Source organism: Pseudomonas sp. Xaverov 83, from assembly GCF_019352905.1.
GTDB classification, from domain to species: Bacteria; Pseudomonadota; Gammaproteobacteria; order Pseudomonadales; family Pseudomonadaceae; genus Aquipseudomonas; species Aquipseudomonas yamanorum.
Genome location: NZ_JAAAFU010000072.1, coordinates 45,937 through 69,401, shown reverse-complemented (window position 1 = coordinate 69,401; position 23,465 = coordinate 45,937). Strand labels below are relative to the sequence as shown.

At 61.9% G+C, this 23,465-nt stretch carries 23 protein-coding genes; 14 read left to right on the top strand and 9 right to left on the bottom strand.

Going from position 1 to position 23,465, the window contains the following annotated elements; all coding sequences use genetic code 11:
* Positions 1–46: 46 nt before the first annotated feature.
* A complete protein-coding gene (locus K0H47_RS20465) occupies positions 47–1,417 on the bottom strand; it encodes a hybrid sensor histidine kinase/response regulator (RefSeq protein ID WP_063028562.1) in 1,371 nt (456 codons plus the stop codon).
* Positions 1,401–2,564 carry an alcohol dehydrogenase-like regulatory protein ErcA gene (gene ercA, locus K0H47_RS20460; protein WP_219273528.1) on the bottom strand — a complete coding sequence of 388 codons (1,164 nt, stop codon included), beginning with the start codon at positions 2,562–2,564 and terminating at the stop codon, positions 1,401–1,403. Before ercA ends, K0H47_RS20465 begins: the two co-directional genes overlap by 17 nt.
* A gap of 237 nt (positions 2,565–2,801) precedes the next feature.
* On the opposite strand from ercA, the gene K0H47_RS20455 reads away from it, so the two are divergent.
* Positions 2,802–3,467, top strand: a complete 666-nt coding sequence (locus K0H47_RS20455; protein WP_063028558.1) for a response regulator transcription factor — start codon at positions 2,802–2,804, stop codon at positions 3,465–3,467.
* Positions 3,468–3,479: 12 nt separating this feature from the next.
* On the opposite strand, the gene K0H47_RS20450 is transcribed toward K0H47_RS20455, so the two are convergent.
* The 3 genes from K0H47_RS20450 to K0H47_RS20440 are packed head-to-tail and all read right to left on the bottom strand — an operon-like array spanning position 3,480 to position 5,937.
* Positions 3,480–4,295, bottom strand: a complete 816-nt coding sequence (locus tag K0H47_RS20450; protein ID WP_219273527.1) for a sulfite exporter TauE/SafE family protein — start codon at positions 4,293–4,295, stop codon at positions 3,480–3,482.
* 9 nt (positions 4,296–4,304) lie between these two features.
* Positions 4,305–5,549 carry an FAD/NAD(P)-binding oxidoreductase gene (locus K0H47_RS20445; protein WP_219273526.1) on the bottom strand — a complete coding sequence of 415 codons (1,245 nt, stop codon included), beginning with the start codon at positions 5,547–5,549 and terminating at the stop codon, positions 4,305–4,307.
* A 52-nt stretch (positions 5,550–5,601) separates the two neighbouring features.
* Positions 5,602–5,937, bottom strand: a complete 336-nt coding sequence (locus K0H47_RS20440) for a helix-turn-helix transcriptional regulator (protein WP_010166774.1) — start codon at positions 5,935–5,937, stop codon at positions 5,602–5,604.
* 86 nt (positions 5,938–6,023) lie between these two features.
* Here K0H47_RS20440 and K0H47_RS20435 point away from each other — a divergent pair, with 86 nt between their 5' ends.
* Entirely contained in the window at positions 6,024–6,887 is an 864-nt protein-coding gene (locus K0H47_RS20435) for an MBL fold metallo-hydrolase (protein WP_063028552.1), read from the top strand.
* A gap of 136 nt (positions 6,888–7,023) precedes the next feature.
* Here the strand turns inward: K0H47_RS20435 and bkdR are convergent, their stop codons facing one another.
* Complete coding sequence (gene bkdR / locus K0H47_RS20430; RefSeq protein WP_003212855.1) at positions 7,024–7,509, bottom strand: Bkd operon transcriptional regulator BkdR; 486 nt, start codon at positions 7,507–7,509, stop codon at positions 7,024–7,026.
* A 195-nt stretch (positions 7,510–7,704) separates the two neighbouring features.
* Between bkdR and K0H47_RS20425 the strand changes: the two genes are divergently transcribed.
* From K0H47_RS20425 to K0H47_RS20405, 5 genes are all read left to right on the top strand, one after another.
* The gene (locus K0H47_RS20425) at positions 7,705–8,940 is read left to right on the top strand and encodes a 3-methyl-2-oxobutanoate dehydrogenase (2-methylpropanoyl-transferring) subunit alpha (RefSeq protein ID WP_063028550.1); all 1,236 of its coding nucleotides are present in this window, start codon (positions 7,705–7,707) and stop codon (positions 8,938–8,940) included.
* A 1-nt stretch (position 8,941) separates the two neighbouring features.
* Positions 8,942–10,000, top strand: coding sequence for an alpha-ketoacid dehydrogenase subunit beta (locus tag K0H47_RS20420; protein ID WP_003212859.1), 1,059 nt, complete (start codon positions 8,942–8,944; stop codon positions 9,998–10,000).
* On the top strand, positions 10,001–11,284 hold the full coding sequence (locus K0H47_RS20415; RefSeq protein ID WP_218263805.1) for a dihydrolipoamide acetyltransferase family protein: 1,284 nt from the start codon (positions 10,001–10,003) through the stop codon (positions 11,282–11,284).
* Positions 11,285–11,287: 3 nt separating this feature from the next.
* Complete coding sequence (gene lpdA, locus K0H47_RS20410; RefSeq protein WP_201141353.1) at positions 11,288–12,667, top strand: dihydrolipoyl dehydrogenase; 1,380 nt, start codon at positions 11,288–11,290, stop codon at positions 12,665–12,667.
* Positions 12,668–12,909: 242 nt separating this feature from the next.
* A complete protein-coding gene (locus tag K0H47_RS20405; RefSeq protein ID WP_063028544.1) occupies positions 12,910–13,929 on the top strand; it encodes a branched-chain amino acid aminotransferase in 1,020 nt (339 codons plus the stop codon).
* 156 nt (positions 13,930–14,085) lie between these two features.
* Here K0H47_RS20405 and K0H47_RS20400 read toward each other — a convergent pair whose 3' ends face one another.
* Complete coding sequence (locus K0H47_RS20400; RefSeq protein WP_219273525.1) at positions 14,086–14,982, bottom strand: GNAT family acetyltransferase; 897 nt, start codon at positions 14,980–14,982, stop codon at positions 14,086–14,088.
* A gap of 288 nt (positions 14,983–15,270) precedes the next feature.
* On the opposite strand from K0H47_RS20400, the gene ctlX reads away from it, so the two are divergent.
* The 7 genes from ctlX (at position 15,271) to K0H47_RS20365 (ending at position 21,297) form a co-directional block, all read left to right on the top strand.
* Positions 15,271–16,197: a citrulline utilization hydrolase CtlX gene (ctlX, locus tag K0H47_RS20395; protein WP_219273524.1), complete on the top strand. Its 927-nt coding sequence runs from the start codon at positions 15,271–15,273 to the stop codon at positions 16,195–16,197.
* A gap of 11 nt (positions 16,198–16,208) precedes the next feature.
* Positions 16,209–17,255 (top strand): ornithine cyclodeaminase, encoded by a 1,047-nt coding sequence (locus K0H47_RS20390; RefSeq protein WP_219273523.1) that lies wholly within the window; start codon positions 16,209–16,211, stop codon positions 17,253–17,255.
* 355 nt (positions 17,256–17,610) lie between these two features.
* Complete coding sequence (locus K0H47_RS20385) at positions 17,611–18,390, top strand: ABC transporter substrate-binding protein (RefSeq protein ID WP_063028538.1); 780 nt, start codon at positions 17,611–17,613, stop codon at positions 18,388–18,390.
* A gap of 136 nt (positions 18,391–18,526) precedes the next feature.
* On the top strand, positions 18,527–19,228 hold the full coding sequence (locus K0H47_RS20380) for an ABC transporter permease (RefSeq protein WP_076014275.1): 702 nt from the start codon (positions 18,527–18,529) through the stop codon (positions 19,226–19,228).
* Positions 19,225–19,938, top strand: a complete 714-nt coding sequence (locus K0H47_RS20375) for an ABC transporter permease (RefSeq protein WP_063028534.1) — start codon at positions 19,225–19,227, stop codon at positions 19,936–19,938. Before K0H47_RS20380 ends, K0H47_RS20375 begins: the two co-directional genes overlap by 4 nt.
* A 3-nt stretch (positions 19,939–19,941) precedes the next feature.
* A complete protein-coding gene (locus tag K0H47_RS20370; RefSeq protein ID WP_207198363.1) occupies positions 19,942–20,787 on the top strand; it encodes an ABC transporter ATP-binding protein in 846 nt (281 codons plus the stop codon).
* Between the two features lie 12 nt (positions 20,788–20,799).
* Positions 20,800–21,297 carry an Lrp/AsnC family transcriptional regulator gene (locus tag K0H47_RS20365; RefSeq protein WP_003208571.1) on the top strand — a complete coding sequence of 166 codons (498 nt, stop codon included), beginning with the start codon at positions 20,800–20,802 and terminating at the stop codon, positions 21,295–21,297.
* Between the two features lie 117 nt (positions 21,298–21,414).
* Here K0H47_RS20365 and K0H47_RS20360 read toward each other — a convergent pair whose 3' ends face one another.
* Together K0H47_RS20360 and K0H47_RS20355 are read right to left on the bottom strand one after the other, a co-directional pair.
* Positions 21,415–22,248 (bottom strand): TIGR03915 family putative DNA repair protein, encoded by an 834-nt coding sequence (locus K0H47_RS20360; RefSeq protein WP_177026969.1) that lies wholly within the window; start codon positions 22,246–22,248, stop codon positions 21,415–21,417.
* Positions 22,245–23,465 (bottom strand): putative DNA modification/repair radical SAM protein, encoded by a 1,221-nt coding sequence (locus K0H47_RS20355; RefSeq protein WP_017476886.1) that lies wholly within the window; start codon positions 23,463–23,465, stop codon positions 22,245–22,247. Before K0H47_RS20355 ends, K0H47_RS20360 begins: the two co-directional genes overlap by 4 nt.

Below are 23,465 nucleotides of genomic sequence, written 5' to 3'. Positions count from 1 at the left end.
AGCATGAGGCAAAGCGTCACGCCCGGTGTTGACGGGTATCAAGTGGCTAGGCCAATAGCTGGGTCAACACCGCCCGCAACTTGCCGGGTTTGACCGGCTTGTTGAGCAATGGCGCATCCAGCCGCTGCAAGGCACGGCGGCATTGGTCGGTGCGGTCGGCGGTAATAATCACTGCCGGAATCCTGCGGCCAAAATGCTCGCGCAACTGGTGCACCACCTCACTGCCCACCACGCCATGGTCCAGGTGATAGTCCGCGAGAATCAGCTCCGGTGCCCTGCCCTGCAACGCAACCATTGCGCCTGCCTGATCGGTCGCAGTGACCACCTCGCAGCCCCACTGCCCAAGCAGCGCGCTCATGCTGTCGAGGATGCTGACTTCGTTGTCCAGCACCAGCAGGCGGCGCCCCGGCAGCGGGTTGCCGGTGCTCGGTTGCGCGGCCACCACGCTGATGGGCAGCGGCATGTCCTCGCTGATGGGGACTTCGATGCTGAACATCGAACCGCGCCCCGGCCACGAACGCACCGCCACCGGATAACCGAGGACCTCGGCGATACGCTCGACAATCGCCAACCCCAGTCCCACGCCCTTGCGGTCGGCGGCGCGGCCTACGTCCAGTTGATTGAACTCCAGGAAGATGGCGTCCAGACGGTCCGCCGCAATTCCGCGCCCGGTGTCCCACACCTCCAGGCGCAACCGCTCACCCCGGCGGCGGGCGCCCAGCAGGATGGTACCCGCGCTCGTGTAGCGGCAGGCGTTGCTGAGGAAGTTGCGCAGGATCCGCGTCACCAGCCGCAGGTCGGTGTTGATTGCGTAACGACCTGTATGCGCCCTCAGGTTCAGCCCGGACGCCGCGGCCACCGACTGGAATTCCGAGACCAGCGGTGCGAACAGTTCGTCGAGACGGTACAGGGCGACGTCCGGCTTGACCGCCGCTTGATCGAGCCGCGAAATATCCAGCAAGTCGGTGAGCAAATCCTCGGCGCCTTCAAGGGCCTGGTGGGTGCGCTCCACCAACACGTGTTCGACGCTGGGCAAGTTGCGCTCACGCAGGGTGGAGATCAGCAAGCGCGCGGCGTTGAGGGGTTGCAGCAGGTCATGACTGGCGGCGGCAAGGTATTTGTCCTTGCTGCGGTTGGCGGCCTGGGCGGCATCCCGGGCATCGCGCAGGTCCTGTTCGATCTTCTCGCGCTGGGCGATTTGCTGTTGCAGGTTGCGGTTGGCTTCCAGCAACTCGTCGGTACGCGCCGCGACCCGCTGCTCCAATTCGTCGTTGAGGCGGATGTAGCGATTGCGCTCGGCTTCCAGCTCGTCGAGGCGCGCGGTCAGTTCGGGGTAATGACTCTTGCGCGCCGAGTGGTTGCCCAGCCCCAGCAGCCCCGCGAGTGCCCGTTGCTGATCGTCAGAGAGCTTCGCCATAGACGACCTCGACGTCACGCTGGCTGGATTCACGCGGGTTGGTGAGGATGCACGGGTCGTGCATGGCGTGCTGCGACAGAAAGGGAATGTCCGCCACTCGAATCCCATGCAGGCCGAGGGTTTCATGGAAGCCGATCGCATTCTTCAAGGCGATCAAATGGTCCACCAGCCGGCCGCAGATTTGCCGGTGGTTGAGGCCCCGGCAATCAATACCGAAGGTCTCGGCTATCACCTTGAAACGCTCCGGTGCCGCGCTGTAGTTGAACGCCACCACATGTTCCACCAGCACCGCGTTGCACAGGCCATGGGGCAGGTCGAGAAAGCCGCCAAGGCTGTGGGACATGGCATGCACGGCGCCGAGGATCGCGTTGGAAAACGCCAGCCCGGCCTGCATGCTGCCCAGCATGATTTTCTCCCGCAGGGCGATGTCGCCGGGGTTGGCGATCATCTGCACCAGGTTGCCATTGATCAGACGCATGGCTTCCAGCGCGTGGGGATCGGTCAGCGGGCCGTGGCCGGTGGACACGAAGGCCTCGATGGCATGCACCAGCGCATCGATGCCGGTACAGGCCGAGAGAAACGGGTCCATGCTCGCCGTGGTTTCCGGGTCGATCAGTGAGACATCGGGCACCACCGCCTTGCTGACGATGGAGAACTTCATGCGCTCCTGCTGGTTGGAAATGATCACGAACTGCGAGACATCCGCCGAGGAGCCCGCGGTGGTCGGGATCAGGATCAGCGGCGGGCTCGGCACGCGGATGGTGTCGACGCCTTCGAAGTCGAGGATGCTGCAGCCATGGGCGACCACGATGCCGATGGCCTTGCCGCAGTCCATCGGGCTGCCGCCGCCGACGGCGACGATCACGTCGCAATGGTTTTCACGGTAGACCTCGGCGCCGAGCATCACCTCTTCAACCCGGGGGTTGGGCGAAACGGCGGTGTACAGGCAGTAGTCGATGCCGATGGCTTGCAGGCTGGCCTCGACATCGGCCACCCAGCCGACAGCAACCACGCCGGGATCACTCACCACCAGCACCTTGCGCGCGCCAAAGGTCTTGGCGTAGTTGCCTACGTTGTGCCGGCAGCCGGCGCCAAAGATGATTTCAGGGGAAACGAATTTACGCAGGAGACTCAGGTTCGGGCTCATTGGTAAGCCTGTTTTTATTATTCTGGAAGATGCGCTCCACACTAACCCATCCGGCACTGAATGCAATCAGACCAATGGGTAGCGCTGAAACCGCGACGTAGGGCACGATCTACTACTTTGGTACTGATTCCCCTCTCTATCGTCGCATTCCCAAGGCATCGAGACTGACATGTAATGGGCGCATGACCCTATGGATCGGACCTGCTTGAATAAGCAAAAATAATAAGGCGAACGTCCATGTACAAAATTCTGATAGCCGACGATCACCCATTGTTTCGCGAGGCGATCCACAACGTCATCAGCGACGGGTTCCCGGGCAGCGAAGTGATGGAAACCGGCGACCTGGACAGCGCCCTGGCCCTGAGCCAGGAGCACGACGACCTGGATCTGATCCTGCTGGACCTGAACATGCCGGGCATGCACGGCCTCAATGGCCTGATCAACCTGCGCAACGAGTCGCCGACGATTCCGGTGGTGATCGTGTCTGCCGAGCAGGACAAGCAGGTCGTGCTGCAAGCCATCACCTATGGCGCGGTGGGGTTTATCACCAAGTCCTCGCCCAGGCTGCAGATGACCGAAGCGATCCAACAGATTCTCAACGGCAATGTGTATTTGCCGCCAGAGATTATTCGCAGCCAGAAAATCGGCGGGCAACGGCGCATGAATGATTGCCTGGGGCTTGCGCCGGAGCTGCTGCAAGCCCTGACCCGCAAGCAATTGCTGGTGCTGGAACGGATGACCAAGGGCGACTCGAACAAGCAAATTGCCTATAGCCTGGAGATTGCCGAGACCACCGTGAAGGCCCATGTCTCGGCGATCCTGCGCAAGTTGAACGTGCACAATCGGGTGCAGGCGATTCTCAGCGCCGGGGACATCGACTTCGGTGCCTACCTGCGGCGCTGATACCCGTGCATTTCAAGGCACCTGCATGAGGGCCCGAAACAGCATGCCCGCCGCCACCAGTACACACAGGGTGGCAAAACCCACCTGCAAGGTGCGCGCCTTGATCACCGAGCACAGACGCCGCCCCGCCAACATGCCGACAATGCTCGAACCGATAAACACCCAGCCCATCGGCTCGATACTGACCCCGGCATGAAACGCGCCGATCACACCGATCAACGAGATCAGGCTGATCACCATCAGCGAGGTAGCGACGATGCCGCGCATCTGCACATCGGTCAGTTGCTTGAACGCCGGTACGATCAGGAAGCCGCCGCCCACGCCGAGCAAGCCCGAGACCGCACCGGTCACTGCCCCCAGGGCCGCCAGGGTGGCAGTGCACTTGGCGGTCCAGGAAAAACGCCCGGTCTGTTGATCAAGCATGCAGTTCTTCTGGCCCCACGACGCGGTGCCATGGTCGCTCGGCCCGGCCTCAAGCTTCTCCCGTTGCAGCATGCGCCAGGCCACCAGCACCATCAGCGCACTGAACAGGCCCATCAGCACTTTCTCAGACATCTGATGGGCGAAGAACACCCCCAGCGGCGAAAACAGTGCGCCGAGCAGCGCAATCAGCAGCGCCGCGCGGTAACGCACCAGGCCATGGCGCAAGCCATCGATAGCCCCCACGGCGGCGGCGGCGCCCACCGCGAACAACGACACGGGTGCGGCCTGGGTCATGGTCAAACCCAGCCCCAACACCAGCGCCGGGACGCCAAGGATGCCGCCCCCGGCGCCGGTCAGGCCCATGACCAACCCCATCAACACGCCCAGAAAACTTGCCAGCAGCATAGGATCGCCTCAATCCACCTTGGCCAGACGGGTCAGCCACTCGCGGCCCTTGAGCATGCCGTTCCAGTAGAACCACGGCAGGAAACTCGCCTTGAGGAACCACGCCGAACGCCGCGCCACAGTCGGGTCGAGGGGGAAAGTCGGCAGCAGCTTGCCTCCATAGCCGAACTCGGCCAGTACCACCTTGCCCTTCTCCACCGTCAGCGGGCAGGAGCCATAGCCGTCGTACTTGAGGGGCAGCGGCGCCTGTTTGCGCAGGGCTAGCAGGTTTTCCGCGACCACCACGATTTGCTTGCGCACGGCCGCTGCGGTCTTGGCGTTGGTGGTGGAGCACACATCGCCGAGGCCGAAGATGTGCGGGTAGCGCAGGTGTTGCAGGCTATGGGGATTCACTTCGCACCAGCCGGCGGCATCGGCCAGGGGGCTGTGGCGGATAAAGTCCGGCGAGACCTGTGGCGGGACGACGTGCAGCAGGTCGAAGGTTTTCTCTTCGACGCGCACATTGCCTTCGGCGTCCTTGATCTCGAACCAGGCCTTGCGCGCGGGGCCGTCGACCTTGATCAGGTTGGAGTTGAACGCCAGTTGTGCGGCGTACTTTTCAACGTACTTCATCAGCGGCGGGACGAAGGTCGCCACGCCAAACAAGGCGGCACCGGCCAGGTTGAATTCGACCTTGATGTTTTTCAGGTCACCCTGCCGGAGCCAGTGATCGCATGACAGGTACATGGCTTTTTGCGGGGCGCCGGCACATTTGATCGGCATGGCCGGCTGGGTGAACAGCGCCTTGCCATTTTTGAGTTGCTGCACCAGCTGCCAGGTGTAGGCGGCGTGCTCGTAGCTGTAGTTGGACGTTACGCCATGCTGGCCGAGGGTCTCTTGCAGGCCTTCGATCTTTTCCCAGGCCAGGCGCAGGCCCGGGCACACAATCAGGTTTTTCCAGGTCACTCGCTGGGCGCTGTCGAGCACCAGGGTGTGCTCGTCGGGCAGTAATTCGCTGACGGCCGCCTGGATCCAGGTGACGCCGTTGGGCAGCACGTCGGCCATGGGGCGCACGGTCTTTTTGACGTCATAGGCGCCGCCGCCCACCAGGGTCCAGGCCGGCTGGTAGTAGTGGTGGTCGCTGGGCTCGATCAGGATGATATTCAGGTGCGGGTCGCGCTTGAGCAGGCTGGCCAGCAGGCCGATGCCTGCCGAGCCGCCACCGATGACAACGATATCGCCACTGATGGTAGGTCCCCAGTGTTGGTCGTTCATGATCTATGGCCTTTCTTTTAAAAGTGCACACAAGGGTCGTTGCCGTACGGCGTCACGCCCAGCTTTTTATCACTGCGCCGCAATACAGCCCGGACAGCGTCTTCATCACTTGAATCACTTCGTGGCTGGCCAGCCCGTAGAAAATGTATTTGCCTTCCCGACGGGTGGCCACCAACCCTTCGTCCCGCAGGATGCCCAACTGTTGAGACAGCGTTGGTTGACGCACACCGGTCATGGTTTCCAGCTCGCCAACGTTGCGCTCGCCCTGGGTCAACTGGCAGAGAATCAACAGCCGGTCTTCATTGGCCAGGGCCTTGAGCAAGGCGCAGGCCTTGGACGCGGAGGCACGCAATTGCGCGACTTCGCCTTCACTCAGGTTCGATTCCATTTGCGTGGGGCTCTCTCTGTCACTTAAGCTCAAAACATTATGTGTAAACGTAAAGTGATTGTAACTACTTATTTGGGACAACCGTCATGCCAGCGTTGATTCAATCCTTTCTGGACGAGGCGTCGTCGACCTACACCTACGTCGTCTATGAAACGGACGGTGGCCCGTGTGCCATCGTTGATTCGGTGCTCAATTACGACCCGGCCTCCGGACGCACCGGCACCGGCCAGGCGGACAAGGTGGTCGCGTTTGTGCGCGAGCATGGCTTACAGGTGCAGTGGTTGCTCGAAACCCATGCCCATGCGGATCACTTGTCGGCGGCGCCGTATTTGCGTCGGCAGCTGGGGGGCAAGATCGCGATTGGCGAGTCCATCAGCAAGGTACAGGGGGTGTTCAAGAACCTGTTCAACCTGGAACCGGAGTTTCGGGTGGACGGGTCGCAGTTCGACCATCTGTTTGCGCCGGATGAGGTGTTTCACATCGGCAACCTGAAGGCCCAGGCGCTGCATGTGCCGGGGCATACACCGGCGGACATGGCTTACCTGATTGATGACCAGTTGATTCTGGTGGGCGACACGCTGTTCATGCCGGATGTGGGCACGGCGCGCTGCGATTTCCCCGGTGGTGATGCGCGCCAGTTATACGCGTCGATGCGCAAGTTGTTGGCGTTCCCGCCGCAGACCCGGTTGTACGTGTGCCATGACTATCCGCCTGAAGGACGCGCCGCCAAGTGCCTGACCACAGTGGCTGAACAGCGGGCAGGCAATATTCATGTGCATGACGGGGTGGATGAGGCGGCGTTTGTCGAGATGCGCACCACTCGGGATGCCGGGTTGGGCATGCCGACGCTGTTGTTGCCGGCGATCCAGGTGAATGTGCGGGCCGGGGTGATGCCGCCGGCCGAAGCCAACGGTGTGGTGTATCTGAAGATTCCGCTCAACCAGCTTTGAAATGCACTGCCAATTGGGGGAGCTGGCTTGCCTGCGATAGCGGTGTGTCAGACAGCGCATCTGGTGACTGATACTCCGCCATCGCGGGCAAGCCCGGCTCCCACAGTTGAGCTGTGTTGTTTATGAACAGGGTGTATTAACCGAGATTGATGCCGTTGGCCGGTAGTGGCAGTGCGGTCTTGTAGCGCACTTGCTTGAGGGCAAAACTGGAGCGGATGTTGGCGACACCCGGGACCTTGGTCAAAAAATCCATCATGAAGCGCTCCAGGGACTGGATGGTCGGCACCAGCACCCGAATCAAATAGTCGGGGTCGCCGGCCATCAGGTAGCACTCCATCACTTCTGGGCGATCCGAAATCGCCCCTTCGAATTGCTGCAATGCCAATTCGTTCTGCTTTTCCAGGCTGACGTGGATGAACACATTGACGTGCAGCCCCAGCAGGTCGGCGTCCAGCAGCGTCACCTGGTCGCGAATCAGCCCCAGTTCTTCCATCGCCTTGACCCGGTTGAAACACGGCGTGGGCGACAGGTTGACCGAGCGGGCCAGGTCGGCGTTGGTGATGCGGGCGTTCTCCTGAAGGGCGTTCAGAATGCCGATATCGATACGGTCCAGTTTGCGCATGAGACAAAACCACCTGTTTATTATGTTTATGCAGTTTTTTTATCCCCAAATGATCTCCAACGCAACGAAACAGAGATAAATATTCTCCTGAGCCGAGCCTATGATTGTTGTAGGACAAGATTTCTCCTATCCGGAGACGGATTGTCAGCTACCGCGCCCACTACAAGAAATTCACAAGATAGAGCGTAGAAAGCCATGACTCAGCAGTATGAACCACTGCGCCTGCACGTCCCTGAACCCTCAGGCCGCCCAGGCTGCAAAACCGACTTTACCTACCTGCGCCTGACTGACGCAGGCACGGTGCGCAAACCCCCAATTGACGTAGAACCCGCCGACACCGCCGACCTGGCCAAAGGCCTGATTCGCGTGCTCGACGATCAGGGCCAGGCCCTCGGCCCGTGGGCTGAAGGTGTGCCAGTCGAAATTCTGCGCAAGGGCATGCGTGCCATGCTCAAGACCCGGATCTTCGACAACCGCATGGTGGTCGCCCAGCGTCAGAAAAAAATGTCGTTCTACATGCAAAGCCTCGGCGAAGAAGCCATCGGCAGCGCCCAGGCCCTGGCCTTGAACATCGACGACATGTGCTTCCCCACCTATCGCCAGCAAAGCATCCTGATGGCCCGGGAAGTGCCGCTGGTGGACCTGATCTGCCAACTGCTGTCCAACGAGCGCGATCCGCTCAAGGGCCGCCAGTTGCCGATCATGTACTCGGTAAAAGACTTCGGCTTCTTCACGATTTCCGGCAACCTCGCCACCCAATTCGTACAGGGCGTGGGCTGGGGCATGGCCTCGGCGATCAAGGGCGATACCAAGATTGCCTCAGCCTGGATCGGCGACGGCGCCACCGCTGAATCCGACTTCCACACCGCCCTCACCTTCGCCCACGTGTACCGGGCGCCGGTCATCCTGAACGTAGTGAATAACCAGTGGGCGATCTCCACCTTCCAGGCCATCGCCGGCGGTGAAGCCACGACCTTTGCCGGACGCGGCGTAGGTTGCGGCATCGCCTCCCTGCGGGTGGACGGCAATGACTTTGTCGCGGTGTACGCCGCCTCCGCCTGGGCCGCCGAACGCGCCCGCCGCAACCTGGGGCCAACCCTGATCGAGTGGGTGACCTACCGTGCCGGCCCACACTCCACTTCCGATGACCCGTCCAAATACCGTCCCGCCGACGACTGGAGCCACTTCCCGCTGGGCGACCCGATTGCCCGCCTCAAGCAGCACCTGATCAAGATTGGTCAGTGGTCCGAAGAGGAACACGCGACGGTGAGTGCCGAGCTTGAAGCGGAAGTGATCAAAGCCCAGAAAGAAGCCGAACAGTACGGCACTCTGGCCGGTGGCCAGATTCCAAGCGCCGCGACCATGTTCGAAGACGTTTATAAAGAGATGCCGGAGCACTTGAAGCGCCAGCGTCAAGAGTTGGGGATCTGACATGAACGATCACAACAACAATATCGAGCTGGAAACCGCCATGACCACCACGACCATGACCATGATCCAGGCCTTGCGCTCGGCCATGGATGTGATGCTTGAGCGCGACGACAATGTGGTGGTGTTCGGCCAGGACGTCGGTTACTTCGGCGGCGTGTTCCGTTGCACCGAAGGCTTGCAGAACAAATACGGCACCTCGCGGGTGTTTGACGCACCGATCTCCGAAAGCGGGATCGTCGGCGTGGCGGTCGGCATGGGCGCCTATGGCCTGCGGCCGGTGGCCGAGATTCAGTTCGCCGACTACGTGTACCCCGCCACCGACCAGATCATTTCCGAAGCGGCCCGCCTGCGTTACCGCTCGGCCGGCCAGTTCACTGCCCCACTGACCATGCGCATGCCGTGCGGCGGCGGCATCTACGGCGGCCAGACCCACAGCCAGAGTATTGAAGCGGTGTTCACCCAGGTCTGCGGCCTGCGCACGGTGATGCCGTCCAACCCTTACGACGCCAAGGGCCTGCTGATCGCTTCCATCGAAAACGATGACCCGGTGATCTTCCTCGAACCCAAGCGCCTGTATAACGGCCCGTTCGACGGCCACCACGACCGTCCGGTAACCCCGTGGTCGAAGCACCCGCAAGCGCAAGTGCCGGACGGTTACTACACCGTGCCGCTGGACGTGGCCGCCATCGCCCGCCCGGGCAAGGACGTGACCATCCTTACCTACGGCACCACCGTGTATGTGTCGCAAGTCGCCGCTGAAGAAACCGGCATCGATGCTGAAGTCATCGACCTGCGCAGCCTGTGGCCGCTGGACCTGGAAACCATCGTCAACTCCGTGAAGAAAACCCGTCGCTGCGTGATCGTTCACGAAGCCACCCGTACCTGCGGGTTCGGTGCCGAGCTGGTGGCGCTGGTGCAGGAGCACTGCTTCCACTACCTGGAAGCGCCGATCGAGCGCGTCACCGGTTGGGACACCCCCTACCCGCACGCGCAAGAGTGGGCGTATTTCCCTGGCCCGACCCGAGTGGGCGCGGCTTTGCATCGGGTTATGGAGGTCTGAATGGGCACGCACGTTATCAAGATGCCGGACATTGGCGAAGGCATCGCAGAAGTTGAATTGTCGGTATGGCACGTCAAGGTCGGCGACCTGGTGGTAGAAGACCAAGTGCTGGCGGACGTGATGACCGACAAGGCCATGGTGGACATTCCCTCGCCGGTGCACGGCAAGGTGATTTCCCTCGGCGGCGAGCCGGGCGAAGTCATGGCGGTGGGCAGTATTTTGATCAGTATCGAAGTGGAAGGCGCGGGCAATACCAGGGAGTCGGCGTTGTCGGCAGTGGTTGAAGAGGTCGCGCCTGCACCGTCTCCTGCACCGAAAGTCGAAGCCAAGGCCGCGCCGGTGGTTGAAACCAAACCGGCCGCCAAACCTGCGGTGGCGGCTGCGCAAGCGCCCGTGGCCCGCGAGGCCGATGACCGCCCGCTGGCCTCCCCGGCCGTGCGCAAACATGCGCTGGATGCTGGCATCCAGCTACGACTGGTCCAGGGCTCCGGCCCGGCCGGCCGGATTCTGCATGAAGATCTGGACGCTTACTTGCTCCAGGGTCCGGCGCAAAATTCCGGTGCCTCCAACCCGTACGCCGAACGCAACGACGAGCAACAAATCCCGGTGATCGGCATGCGCCGCAAGATCGCCCAGCGCATGCAGGACGCCACCCGGCGTGCCGCGCATTTCAGCTACGTCGAGGAAATCGATGTCACCGCCCTCGACGAGTTGCGCGTGCACCTCAACGAGAAACACGGTGCCACCCGCGGCAAGCTGACCCTGCTGCCGTTCCTGGTGCGGGCCATGGTCGTGGCGCTGCGGGACTACCCGCAGATCAACGCGCGTTATGACGACGAAGCCCAGGTCATCACCCGCCTCGGCGCCGTGCATGTGGGCGTCGCCACCCAGAGCGATGTCGGCCTGATGGTCCCGGTGGTGCGTCACGCCGAAGCCCGCAACCTGTGGGGCACGGCGGAAGAAATCAATCGGTTGGCGAATGCTGCGCGCAATGGCAAGGCCAGTCGCGATGAGCTGTCGGGTTCGAGCATTACCCTGACCAGCCTGGGCGCATTGGGCGGGATCGTCAGCACCCCGGTGCTGAACCTGCCGGAAGTGGCCATCGTCGGCGTCAACCGCATTGTCGAGCGGCCGATGGTGATCAAGGGCCAGATCGTGATCCGCAAGATGATGAACCTCTCCAGCTCCTTCGATCACCGGGTGGTCGATGGCATGGACGCGGCGCAATTCATCCAGGCCATTCGTGGCCTGCTCGAACAACCCGCCAGCCTGTTCCTGGAGTAACCCATGTCTCAAACATTGCACACCACGCTGCTGATTATCGGCGGCGGGCCTGGCGGTTACGTGGCAGCGATTCGCGCCGGCCAACTGGGCATCCCGACCATCCTGGTGGAAGGCCAAGCGTTGGGCGGCACCTGCCTGAATATCGGCTGCATTCCGTCGAAGGCGCTGATTCATGTCGCCGAACAGTTCCAGCAAACCGTGCACCACAGCCAGGGTTCGCCGCTGGGCATCGAAGTCGATGTGCCGACCCTGGACATCGGTAAAAGCGTGGAATGGAAAGACGGCATCGTTGACCGCCTGACCACCGGCGTCGCGGCGCTGCTGAAAAAGCATAAGGTCCAGGTCATTCATGGCTGGGCCAAAGTCGTGGACGGCAAGACCGTCGACGTCGGCGACCAGCGCATCCAGTGTGAACACCTGCTGCTGGCCACCGGCTCGAAAAGCGTCAACCTGCCGATGCTGCCGATTGGCGGGCCGATCATCTCCTCCACCGAAGCCCTGGCGCCAAAACGCATCCCTAAACGCTTGATCGTGGTGGGTGGTGGTTATATCGGCCTGGAGCTGGGGATTGCCTATCGCAAGCTCGGCGCCGAGGTCAGCGTGGTTGAGGCTCAGGACCGGATCCTGCCGGCCTACGACGCCGAACTGACCCAACCGGTGGCCGAATCCCTGAAGCAGTTGGGGGTGAAGGTGTTCCTGAAACACAGCGTCACCGGCTTTGAAAACAACACCCTGCAAGTGCGCGACCCCAGCGGCGAGACGCTGTCGCTGGAAACCGACCAGGTGCTGGTTGCCGTTGGTCGCAAACCCAACACCCAGGGCTGGAACCTTGAAGCCTTGAACCTGGACATGAACGGCTCGGCGATCAAGATCGACAGCCGTTGCCAGACCAGCATGCGCAACGTGTGGGCCATCGGCGACCTCAGCGGTGAGCCGATGCTCGCCCACCGCGCCATGGCCCAGGGCGAAATGGTGGCCGAACTGATCAGCGGTAAATCCCGCGAACTCAACCCGGCCGCAATCCCGGCGGTGTGCTTCACCGACCCGGAACTGGTGGTGGTCGGCAAGACCCCGGACGAGGCCAAGGCGGCCGGGCTGGACTGCATCGTGTCGAGCTTCCCGTTCGCCGCCAATGGCCGGGCCATGACCCTGGAGTCGAAAACCGGCTTCGTGCGGGTAGTGGCGCGCCGCGACAATCACCTGATCGTCGGCTGGCAGGCGGTGGGCGTGGGTGTCTCGGAATTGTCCACGGCCTTCGGCCTGAGCCTGGAAATGGGATCACGCCTGGAAGACGTGGCGGGCACCATCCACGCCCACCCGACACTCGGCGAAGCGGTACAGGAAGCGGCGCTGCGGGCCCTGGGGCATGCATTGCATCTTTGAGACCGCGGTGGCGCCATCGCAGGCAAGCCAGCTCCCACAAGGGATCGGCTTTCGACAGGGCAACACGGTCGAATGTGGGAGCCGGGCTTGCCCGCGATGACGGTGGATCGGCCAACCAGGATGTCGAATGGTCCACCTACCCCGCTCCCACACAAGCCAAGAATGAAGTATTGTTGCGCCCATCCAGAAATAAACCATAAGCCTGCCTTCGACCAGGCGGTTGACAAAAGATAGAGGGTGTCATGGGTAACGAAAGCATCAATTGGGACAAGCTGGGTTTTGACTACATCAAGACCGACAAGCGTTTCCTCCAGACCTGGAAAGACGGCGCCTGGCAAGAAGGCACCCTGACCGACGACAACGTGCTGCACATCAGCGAGGGTTCCACCGCCCTGCACTACGGCCAGCAATGTTTTGAAGGCCTCAAGGCCTACCGCTGCAAGGACGGTTCGATCAACCTGTTCCGCCCCGACCAGAACGCCGCGCGCATGCAGCGCAGCTGCGGTCGCCTGCTGATGCCACAAGTGCCGACCGACGCCTTCATCGAAGCCTGTAAAGCAGTAGTCCGTGCCAACGAGCGGTTCATCCCGCCGTACGGCACCGGCGGCGCGCTGTACCTGCGCCCGTTCGTGATCGGCACCGGTGACAACATCGGCGTGCGTACCGCGCCGGAGTTCATCTTCTCGATCTTCTGCATCCCGGTGGGCGCCTACTTCAAGGGCGGCCTGACCCCGCACAACTTCCTGATCTCCGGTTACGACCGTGCAGCGCCCAACGGCACCGGCGCAGCCAAGGTCGGTGGCAACTACGCCGCCAGCCTGATGCCCGGTTCCCTGGCGAAAAAAGCCAACTTCGCCGACTGCATCTACCTCGACCCGGCCACCCACTCGAAAATCGAAGAAGTCGGCTCGGCCAACTTCTTCGGGATCACCCACGACAACAAGTTCGTCACCCCGAACTCGCCGTCGGTATTGCCAGGCATCACCCGCCTGTCGCTGATCGAGCTGGCCAAATCCCGCCTGGGCCTGGAAGTTGTTGAAGGCGACGTGTTGATCGACAAGCTGTCGGACTTCAAGGAAGCCGGTGCCTGCGGTACCGCAGCCGTGATCACCCCGATCGGCGGCATCGAGTACAAAGACAAGCTGCACGTGTTCTACAGCGAAAAAGAAGTCGGCCCGGTCACCCAGAAGCTCTACAAAGAGCTGACCGGCGTGCAGTCCGGCGACGTTGAAGCGCCTGAGGGTTGGATCGTCAAGGTCTAAGCAACCGGCTGGCTGCCAGCAACACCACAAAACCAATGTGGGAGCTGGCTTGCCTGCGATAGCGGAGTATCAGTCGACACGTTTATTGACTGACCCACCGCCATCGCAGGCAAGCCAGCTCCCACATTTGGTTTCCGGCTTTTGGAAAATCGGGCTTCAGGCCTTATCCATCGGAATGTTTTCCAGGATCTTCTTGCCCATGCTGATACGCGGCTCAGCTCCATAACCCAACGCCTCATAAAACCCCATCACCGCATCATTGCCGCTGGTGATCTGCAAGTTGATCTTCATGCAGCCCAACGCAGCCAGCGCCTGCTCCGCATGCCGCACCAGCGAAGCGCCCAGGCCCTGGCGACGGTAATCGTTATGCACCGCCACCGAATACAGCCAGCCGCGATGCCCGTCGTAGCCGGCGAGAATGGTGCCAATCACCGCTTTCTTGTCGGTAGCCACAAAGAACAACCCATCGTTAACCGCCAGCTTCTTGTCGATCGCCAGGCTCGGCAGGTTATGCGCCGCGTCATAACCAAACGCCGCCTGCCACAACGCCACCACCTGCGCCCGATGCGTACGGTCCCGATAGACGCCGATGGGATGACGGGATGACAACCCCTTCTCCATCACCAGCGTGCGCTCATTGCCATGGTAGACATCGCGCACCGTGTGGAAACCCAGCTTGGTGTAGAACGGCTCGGCCGTGAGCGACGACGGCACATGCAGCGTCGTCACTCCCGCTTCCCGGGCGCGCAACTCGAGTTCAATCATCAGCAAACGCCCGATGCCCTGCCCTTGCAGCGCCGGATTGACGAACACCGAGCGCACCACATTGCCATCGAGGGCCGCTGTCGCGACGATGACTTTATCTTGCGTCGCCACCAGCACCGTTCGGCGAGCGAGCAACCCCAGCACCGCCTCGGGGGTAAAGTTGCTCGCCACCCGCGCAATCACATCAGCCGGATAATCCCGGGCATTGCTGTCATGCAGGGCCGCCAGAATGACCTGGCTGATGCCCTCGGCATCGGAGGGTTGGGCGAGACGAACTTCAGTGGGCATGGGCACTCCTTAATGACGGACTCAATTCCTGCAGCGCCCCCATACTAATGTGGGAGCTGGCTTGCCTGCGATAGCGGTCTGTCAGTCAACGCTTGATTGGCTGATACACCGCTATCGCAGGCAAGCCAGCTCCCACATTTTGATCTCCACTCACCTCCACAGCCGATTCGGCTGCCCCACCCCACTTTTCAGCTTTCCCGGCTGAGCCGCCCCCTCACTTCAGCCGGGATTCTTCCTTCACACCGCACAAAATAGCTTCACTGCCCAACCCCATGGACCCGTGCACCCATGCAAACCACCAATACCGTCCTGATGATCCGCCCGGCGCACTTCGCCTTCAACCCGGACACCGCGATCAACAACCGCTTCCAGCGCGCGCCCCTCGACCCATTGGCGGCACAGCAGAAAGCGCTGGAAGAGTTCGACGGCTACGTCGACACCCTGCGCCACCACGGCGTGGAGGTGCTGGTGGTACAAGACACCCCCGCTCCCCACACCCCGGATTCGATCTTCCCCAACAACTGGTGGAGCAGCCACGCCGACGGCAGCCTGGTGCTGTACCCGATGGAAGGCCAGAACCGACGACTGGAGCGCGACAAGGGCGTGCTGCAAGTACTGGAGCAGCGCTTCGCAATCAAAAACACCATCGACTTCAGCCACCTCGAACAACAGAACATGTTCCTCGAAGGCACCGGCAGCATGGTCCTCGACCGCCAGCACCGCATCAGCTACGCCTGCCATTCCGGGCGTACTCATCAGGACGCCCTGCGCCAGTTCGCCGAACGCCTGGACTACCAGCTCTGCGTATTCCACGCCGTCGACCGCCACCACGCGCCGATCTACCACAGCAACGTGATGATGAGCGTCGGCCGGGACCTCTCCGTGGTGTGCCTGCAAGCCCTGCCCGATGACCACGAGCGCCAGGCCCTGGAACGCTCCCTGCGGGACACCGGCAAAGACATCGTCGCCCTGGACTTCGATCAGTTGGAAGCCTTCGCCGGCAACATGCTGGAAGTCCACGACCGCGACGGCCAGCCGCTGCTGGTGATGTCGGCCAGCGCCTGGGGCTCGCTCAAGCCCGCCCAGCGCCAGCATGTGGAGCGCCACACCCGGCCGGTGGTGGTGAACATCGACAACATCGAACGCATCGGCGGCGGCAGTGCCCGCTGCATGTTGGCGGAAGTGCATCTGCCCGCCCGTCCCTCATTTCAATAAGGAGTCTTCCCATGACCCGCTATATCGACGTCAACGACTTGAGCTACCTGGTTTCGCAAAAAGGCCTGCAAACCTGCATCACCGAGATGGCCGAGTACATCCGCGCCGACTACCTGCGCTGGCAGGACTTTGAAAAATGCGCACGCCTGGCCAACCACTCGCCCGAGGGCGTGATCGAGTTGATGCCGGTGTCCGACGCCTCGCTGTACGCCTTCAAATACGTGAACGGCCACCCGAAAAACACCCAGAGCGGCATGCTCACCGTCATGGCCTTCGGCGCCCTCGGCGATGTGGACACCGGCAAACCGGTCCTGCTGGCGGAAATGACCCTGACCACCGCGATCCGCACCGCCGCCACCTCGGCCCTGGTAGCGCGCTACCTGGCCCGGGACAACAGCCGCAGCATGGCGTTGATCGGCAACGGCTCCCAGAGCGAGTTCCAGGCCCTGGCCTTCCACGCGATGTTGGGCATCACTGAAATCCGCTTGTTCGACATCGACGCCAAGGCCACCGCCAAGCTGGCCGCCAACCTCAAAGCCTTCCCGGCGATCAAGGTGGTCCTGGCGGGCAGCGTCGCCGAAGCCGTAAAAGGTGCCGACATCGTCACCACCGTCACCGCCGACAAAGCCTACGCCACCATCCTCACGGACGAGATGATCGAGCCGGGCATGCACCTTAATGCCGTTGGCGGCGACTGCCCGGGCAAGACCGAGCTGGACCGACGAATCGTCGAACGTGCCCGTGTGATCGTCGAGTACGAACCCCAAAGCCGCATCGAAGGCGAAATCCAGCACATGCCGGAAGATTCGCCGGTCACCGAGCTGTGGCAAGTGATCAACGGCCAGGCCCCGGGCCGTGAAAATGCGCGCCAGGTCACCCTGTTCGACTCGGTGGGTTTTGCCATCGAAGACTACTCCGCCCTGCGTTACGTGCTGGACGTGGCCAAGGCGCTGGACGTGGGCAGCGAACTGGAACTGGTACCGGACCTGGCCGACCCCAAGGACCTGTTTGCCCGCCTGGCACAAGCACCGGCCGCACAGCAGAAAAAGCGCGCCTGAGATCGCTCTGGCCTGCTGCTTTGCGTGAGCAGCAGGCCGGAAAAACCTCACCGACAAGCCGATTTAGCGGGTGCGACAGCCGTTTCCGCTGTAGCTCGCGTTTTAACAGCACATTCCGCGCGCCTCGGCGGGGGTAAACGACACAAAAAACGCACCATCTTGAAGCATTCTCTCTGACAACAAACAGCCCAATGTGGTTAGGGAGCTTGCTCCCGCTGGAGTGCGTAGCGCTCCCAGGATTTTGGGACCGCTGCGCAGCCCAGCGGGAGCAAGCTCCCTCGCCACAAAAGCCTCTACACCTTAGCGTCCCGTTTTCTACTGCCCTGACATCAATTACAAAATATAGGGAATACACATGACTCCGCTCCGATCACTTTTCGCTGCGCTGCTCCTGCCATTGGCCGCCACCGCTGCCCAGGCTCAGGAATGGAAAGAAATCCGCTTTGGGGTCTTCCCCGAATACCCACCGTTTGAATCCGTTGCCGCCGATGGCAGCCTGCAAGGTTTCGACATCGACCTGGGCAACGCCATCTGCGCCAAGCTTGAAGTCAAATGCGTGTGGGTCCACAACGAATTCGACGGCATGATCCCGGCCCTGCGCGCACGCAAATTCGACGCCATCATGTCCTCCATGGCCGTGACCCCGGCCCGCCAGAAAGTCATCGACTTCAGCGACCGCCTGTTCCTCAGCCCCACCTCGGTGATCACCCGCAAAAGCGCCGACTTCGGCGACACCCCGGAATCCCTGAAAGGCAAACAGGTCGGCGTGCTGCAAGGCTCGCTGCAGGAAGCCTACGCCCGTGCACACCTGGCCAAGCTCGGCGCGCAGATCAAGGCTTACCAGTCCCAGGAGCAGAACTACGCCGACCTGCAAAACGGTCGCCTGGACGCCACCCTGACCGACAAGCTCGAAGCCCAGCTCAACTTCCTGTCCAAGCCTGAAGGCGCCGACTTCAAGACCGGCCCGGCCTTCAAGGACCCGACCCTGCCGCTCGACATCGCCATGGGCCTGCGCAAGAACGACAAGGAGTTGGTGGAGCTGATCAACAAAGGCATCGCCGCCGTCCAGGCCGATGGCACCTACGCACAGATCCAGAAGAAATACTTCGGCGATCAGGATATCTACAACGAGTAACGGCCACTCGGCCCCTGTGGGAGCGGGCTTGCCCGCGATGGCGGTGGTTCAGGCACACATATGCCAGCTGCCCCACCGCCATCGCAGGCAAGCCAGCTCCCACAGTAAATGTCTGCGCCCCATCGAGATCTCCCCCGTGAATGAATTCCTCAACTTGCAAGGCTTCGGCCCGTTGCTGGCTCAGGGTGCCTGGATGACGGTCAAGCTGGCGTTCCTGGCGCTGCTGCTGAGCCTGTCCCTGGGACTGATCGCCGCCGCTGCCAAGCTCTCCAGCGTCAAGCTGCTGCGGGTCCCGGCCACGCTCTACACCACGCTGATCCGCAGCGTCCCGGACCTGGTGCTGATCCTGCTGATTTTCTACAGCCTGCAACTGTGGCTCAACGACCTGAGTGAAATGCTCGGCTGGGCTTACTTCGAAATCGACCCGTTTACCGCCGGTGTCATCACCCTCGGGTTTATCTACGGTGCGTATTTCACCGAGAACTTTCGCGGGGCGATTCTCAGCGTGCCGGCCGGCCAGCTGGAAGCCGCCACCGCCTACGGCCTGAGCCGCTGGCAGCGCTTTCGCCTGGTGCTGTTCCCGCAACTGATGCGCTTTGCCCTGCCGGGCCTGGGCAATAACTGGCTGGTGCTGCTCAAGTCCACGGCGCTGGTGTCGATCATCGGCCTGTCGGACCTGGTCAAGGCCGCGCAAAACGCCGGCAAGACCACCAATGACCCGCTGTATTTCCTGATCCTCGCGGGCCTGGTGTACCTGGTGATCACCACCCTCTCCAACCGCATCTTCAAACGCCTGGAACGGCGCTACAACGTGGGCATCAAGGGGATGGCGCGATGATCGAACTGATCCAGCAATACGGCCTGGCCTACCTGTTCACCGATGGCAACGGCTTTTCCGGCGTGGCCATGACCCTGTGGCTGTTCATTATCTCGGTGGTGCTGGGCTTCTTCCTGTCGATCCCGCTGGCGATCGCGCGGGTCTCGGAACACTTCTGGGTTCGCTGGCCGGTGGAGGTCTACACCTACCTGTTTCGCGGCACGCCGCTGTATATCCAGTTGCTGATTTGCTACACCGGCCTCTACGGCCTGGAGGTGGTGCAGGACAACGCCCTGCTCAACCAGTTTTTCCGCAATGCGCTGAACTGCACGCTGCTGGCGTTTGTACTGAATACGTGCGCCTACACCGTGGAAATCTTTGCCGGGGCGATCCGCAACATCCCCCACGGCGAAATCGAAGCTGCCAAGGCCTACGGCCTGCACGGCTGGCGCCTGAACCTGTTTGTGGTGGTGCCCGCCGCACTGCGCCGTGCACTGCCGGCCTACAGCAACGAAATGATCCTGATGCTGCACGCGACCTCCCTGGCGTTCACCGCCACCATCGCCGACATCCTCAAGGTGGCCCGCGACGCCAACGCCGAGACGTTCCTGACGTTCCAGGCCTTCGGCATCGCGGCCCTGTTGTACATGCTGCTGTCCTTTGCACTGGTGGGCCTGTTTCGACTGGCCGAACGTCGCTGGATGCGTTTTCTTGTTCCTACCCGAGGCTAACCCATGAATCAGTCCGCGCAGGCCCTGGCCGCTTATCCCACCGATGTACGCCCCGCTACCCAGCCGGTCGCCGTGGCCGAAAATGCCAACGTCAAACTCCAGGTCGAAGGCCTGCACAAACGCTATGGCGAGCACGAAGTGCTCAAGGGCGTCTCGCTGAACGCGCGCAATGGCGACGTGATCAGCCTGATCGGCGCCAGCGGCTCCGGCAAAAGCACGATGCTGCGCTGCATCAACTTCCTCGAACAGCCGGACGCCGGGGTCATCACCCTCGACGGCATCAGCATCGAAATGCAACCAGGCCGCGCCGGCACGCGGGCGCCGCACCAGGCGCAATTGCAGAACCTGCGCACCCGCCTGGCCATGGTGTTCCAGCACTTCAACCTGTGGAGCCACATGACCGTGCTGGAAAACATCACCATGGCCCCGCGCAGGGTGCTCGGCGTAAGCGCCGCCGAGGCGGAAAAACGCGCCCGCCTGTACCTCGACAAGGTCGGCCTGCCGGGCCGGGTGGCGGATCAATATCCGGCGTTCCTCTCCGGTGGCCAGCAGCAGCGCGTGGCCATCGCCCGGGCCCTGGCGATGGAACCGGAGATTATTCTGTTCGACGAACCCACCTCGGCCCTCGACCCTGAACTTGTAGGAGAAGTCCTTAAAGTCATACAGACGCTGGCGGAGGAAGGTCGTACCATGCTCATGGTCACCCACGAAATGGGCTTTGCCCGTCAGGTGTCCAGCCAAGTGCTGTTCCTGCACCAGGGCCGCGTCGAGGAGCAAGGCGGAGCCGAAATCCTCGACCAGCCGAACAGCGAACGCTTGCAGCAATTTCTTTCCAACCGATTGAAGTGAACACCACACACCATGGATACCAAGGCCACCGGACCGAACGCCTCACCTGTGCTGGACCGCATCGATGAAGCCATCATCGATGTATTACGGCACCAGGGACGCATCACCTACGAAAAACTCTCGTCGCTGGTGCACCTGACGCCCAGGCCGTGCCTGGAACGGGTGCGCAAGCTGGAGCGACGCGGGGTCATCCGGGGTTATGGGGCGATCATCGACGTGCAGATGGTTTCGCCGGGGCTGTCGTTGCTGGTACTGGTGGCCCTCTCCAACCAGAGCGGGCGCTCGGCGCAGAAGGCATTCGAGGCATGCGTCAAAGCCTGCCCGCAAGTGTTCGAGTGCCAGTTGATCAGCGGGCCGTTCGACTACAGCCTGCGCATGCGCTGCCGGGACATGGAGCACTATCGGGTGTTGACGGAAACCTGGCTCAACAACGATGAATTGCACATTGATAAGTTGGTGGCGCATCCGGAGTTGGCGGTCGTAAAAAACACCGCGACCGAACTGGCCTAATCCTCACTTCCCGAAACACTGAAGATCAAATGTGGGAGCTGGCTTGCCTGCGATAGCATCACCTTGGTGTAACTGAAACACCGAGTTGTCTGCATCGCAGGCAAGCCAGCTCCCACATTAACCATGCCCGCTTGAGATTTTTTTACCCGGCTTGGCCCCAATCATCTTCGCCTGCCCATCCCGCTGCTTGCCCGTACGCGCCTCGCTGATCAACCCTGGAATCAACTTGCCCTCCGGCAGATTCTTCCAGAACCGGCTCGGCAAATGCCCTTCCATCACCTTGGGATTCAACCGCGCCGGGTTAAAGATATGGCTGTAATACGTCAGCCACATCGCACTGTGGGGATCCTCGACACTCTGCGCCAACGCCTGCCATTCCAACGGGCATTGCCGCCGATGAATCAACTGCTCCCCGTCGTAATAAACCCCGTCCAGCGGCGTCGCGATCATCCAGCGATGACGCCCCATGCGCCCGACAAAATGCTGACTGGCCACCTTCAAGATGTCGTGGGCCGGCTCATGCCACGCCACGTACTCCGGCAACTCCGGCCCCGCCTCTGCCGGCAACGCGATAAACCGCACAAACGCATGCAGGTGATGAGCCTCGCGCTGCACCTGCTTGATCCGTCGCTGCAACTCGCTGCCCAGCTTGTCCCCCGACATCATCGCAGTGCGGTCCCCATGGCTGACGCGCCATAACACCTCATACAACAGGCTCCAGCGCTGTTCACCGTGATAACACGCGGCAGACTCCAGCAGCTCCAGCAACGACTTGGGAATCCGCGCCTGGAACGGCCCACATTCGACCGGGTACTGCTCGTCCGTGGCAAACAGGTCCGCCACCTCGGCCACGCCCCAACTCACATGGCTGGGGTCAATCTGATGGCTGAGCAGCCAGCGCGCCTGCTCGCGCCAGGTGCTGAACAGGTTGTCGCATTCCAGGCTGATCATCCCCACAGCCCCATTTGTTGCGGCTGCGGACGGTCGCGCAGTTGTTCGCGCAGCAGCACGCTGGTGCTTTCCGCTTGCTGCGGGTGGTAGTCACTGGTGATGAAAAACGGCTTGGCCTTGGCGAGCACACAACGCATGCGCGCCAAATCCTCGAAGCGGATCTTGCGCTGGCGACGCAGGTCCACCAGCCGTTGGGTGGTGCGCAGGCCAATTCCGGGAATGCGCGCGATCAAGGTCGGCTCGGCGCGGTTCAAGTCCAGCGGGAACACCTCGCGGTGCTCCAGGGCCCAGGCCAGTTTCGGGTCGATATCCAGGGCCAGGTCACCCGGCCCTTCAAACAGCTCATTGGCGCTGAACCCATAGCTGCGCAACAGGAAATCCGCCTGGTACAAGCGGTGCTCGCGCATCAGCGGCGGCGCGGCCAGGGGCACGCTTTTCGGGCTGTTGGGGATCGGGCTGAACGCCGAGTAATACACACGGCGCAGTTTGAAATTGCCGTACAACGCCTCGGCGCTGTGGAGGATAGTGCTGTCGTCGGTGTCATCGGCGCCGACGATCATCTGCGTGCTCTGCCCGGCCGGCGCGAAACGCGGCGCGCGGGGTTCGTTGAGCACGGTCTGTTCACCGGTGTAGATGGTCTGCATCGCCTGCTTGATCGAGACGATCTGCTTCTCCGGCGCCAGGGTTTGCAGGCTCTTGTCCGTCGGCAACTCGATATTCACGCTGAGGCGATCGGCATACCGCCCCGCTTCGGCAATCAGCGCCGGGTCGGCTTCCGGAATGGTCTTGAGGTGGATATAGCCACGGAAGTCATGCTCTTCCCGCAGGAGCTTGGCGACCCGCACCAACTGCTCCATGGTGTAGTCGGCCGAGCGGATGATGCCGGAGCTGAGAAACAGCCCGCTGACGCAATTGCGCCGATAGAAATCGAGGGTCAGGGTCACCACCTCCTCCGGGCTGAAGCGTGCACGGGGCACGTCGCTGGAGCGGCGGTTGACGCAGTATTGGCAGTCGTAGAGACAGAAGTTGGTCAGCAATACCTTGAGCAAGGACACACAGCGACCGTCGGGTGTATAGCTGTGGCAGATGCCCATGCCATCGGTGGAACCCAGCCCCGCCTTGCCTTCCGAGCTGCGCTTGGGCGCGCCGCTGCTGGCGCAGGAGGCGTCGTACTTGGCGGCGTCGGCAAGGATGCTGAGTTTTTCGATCAACTGCAT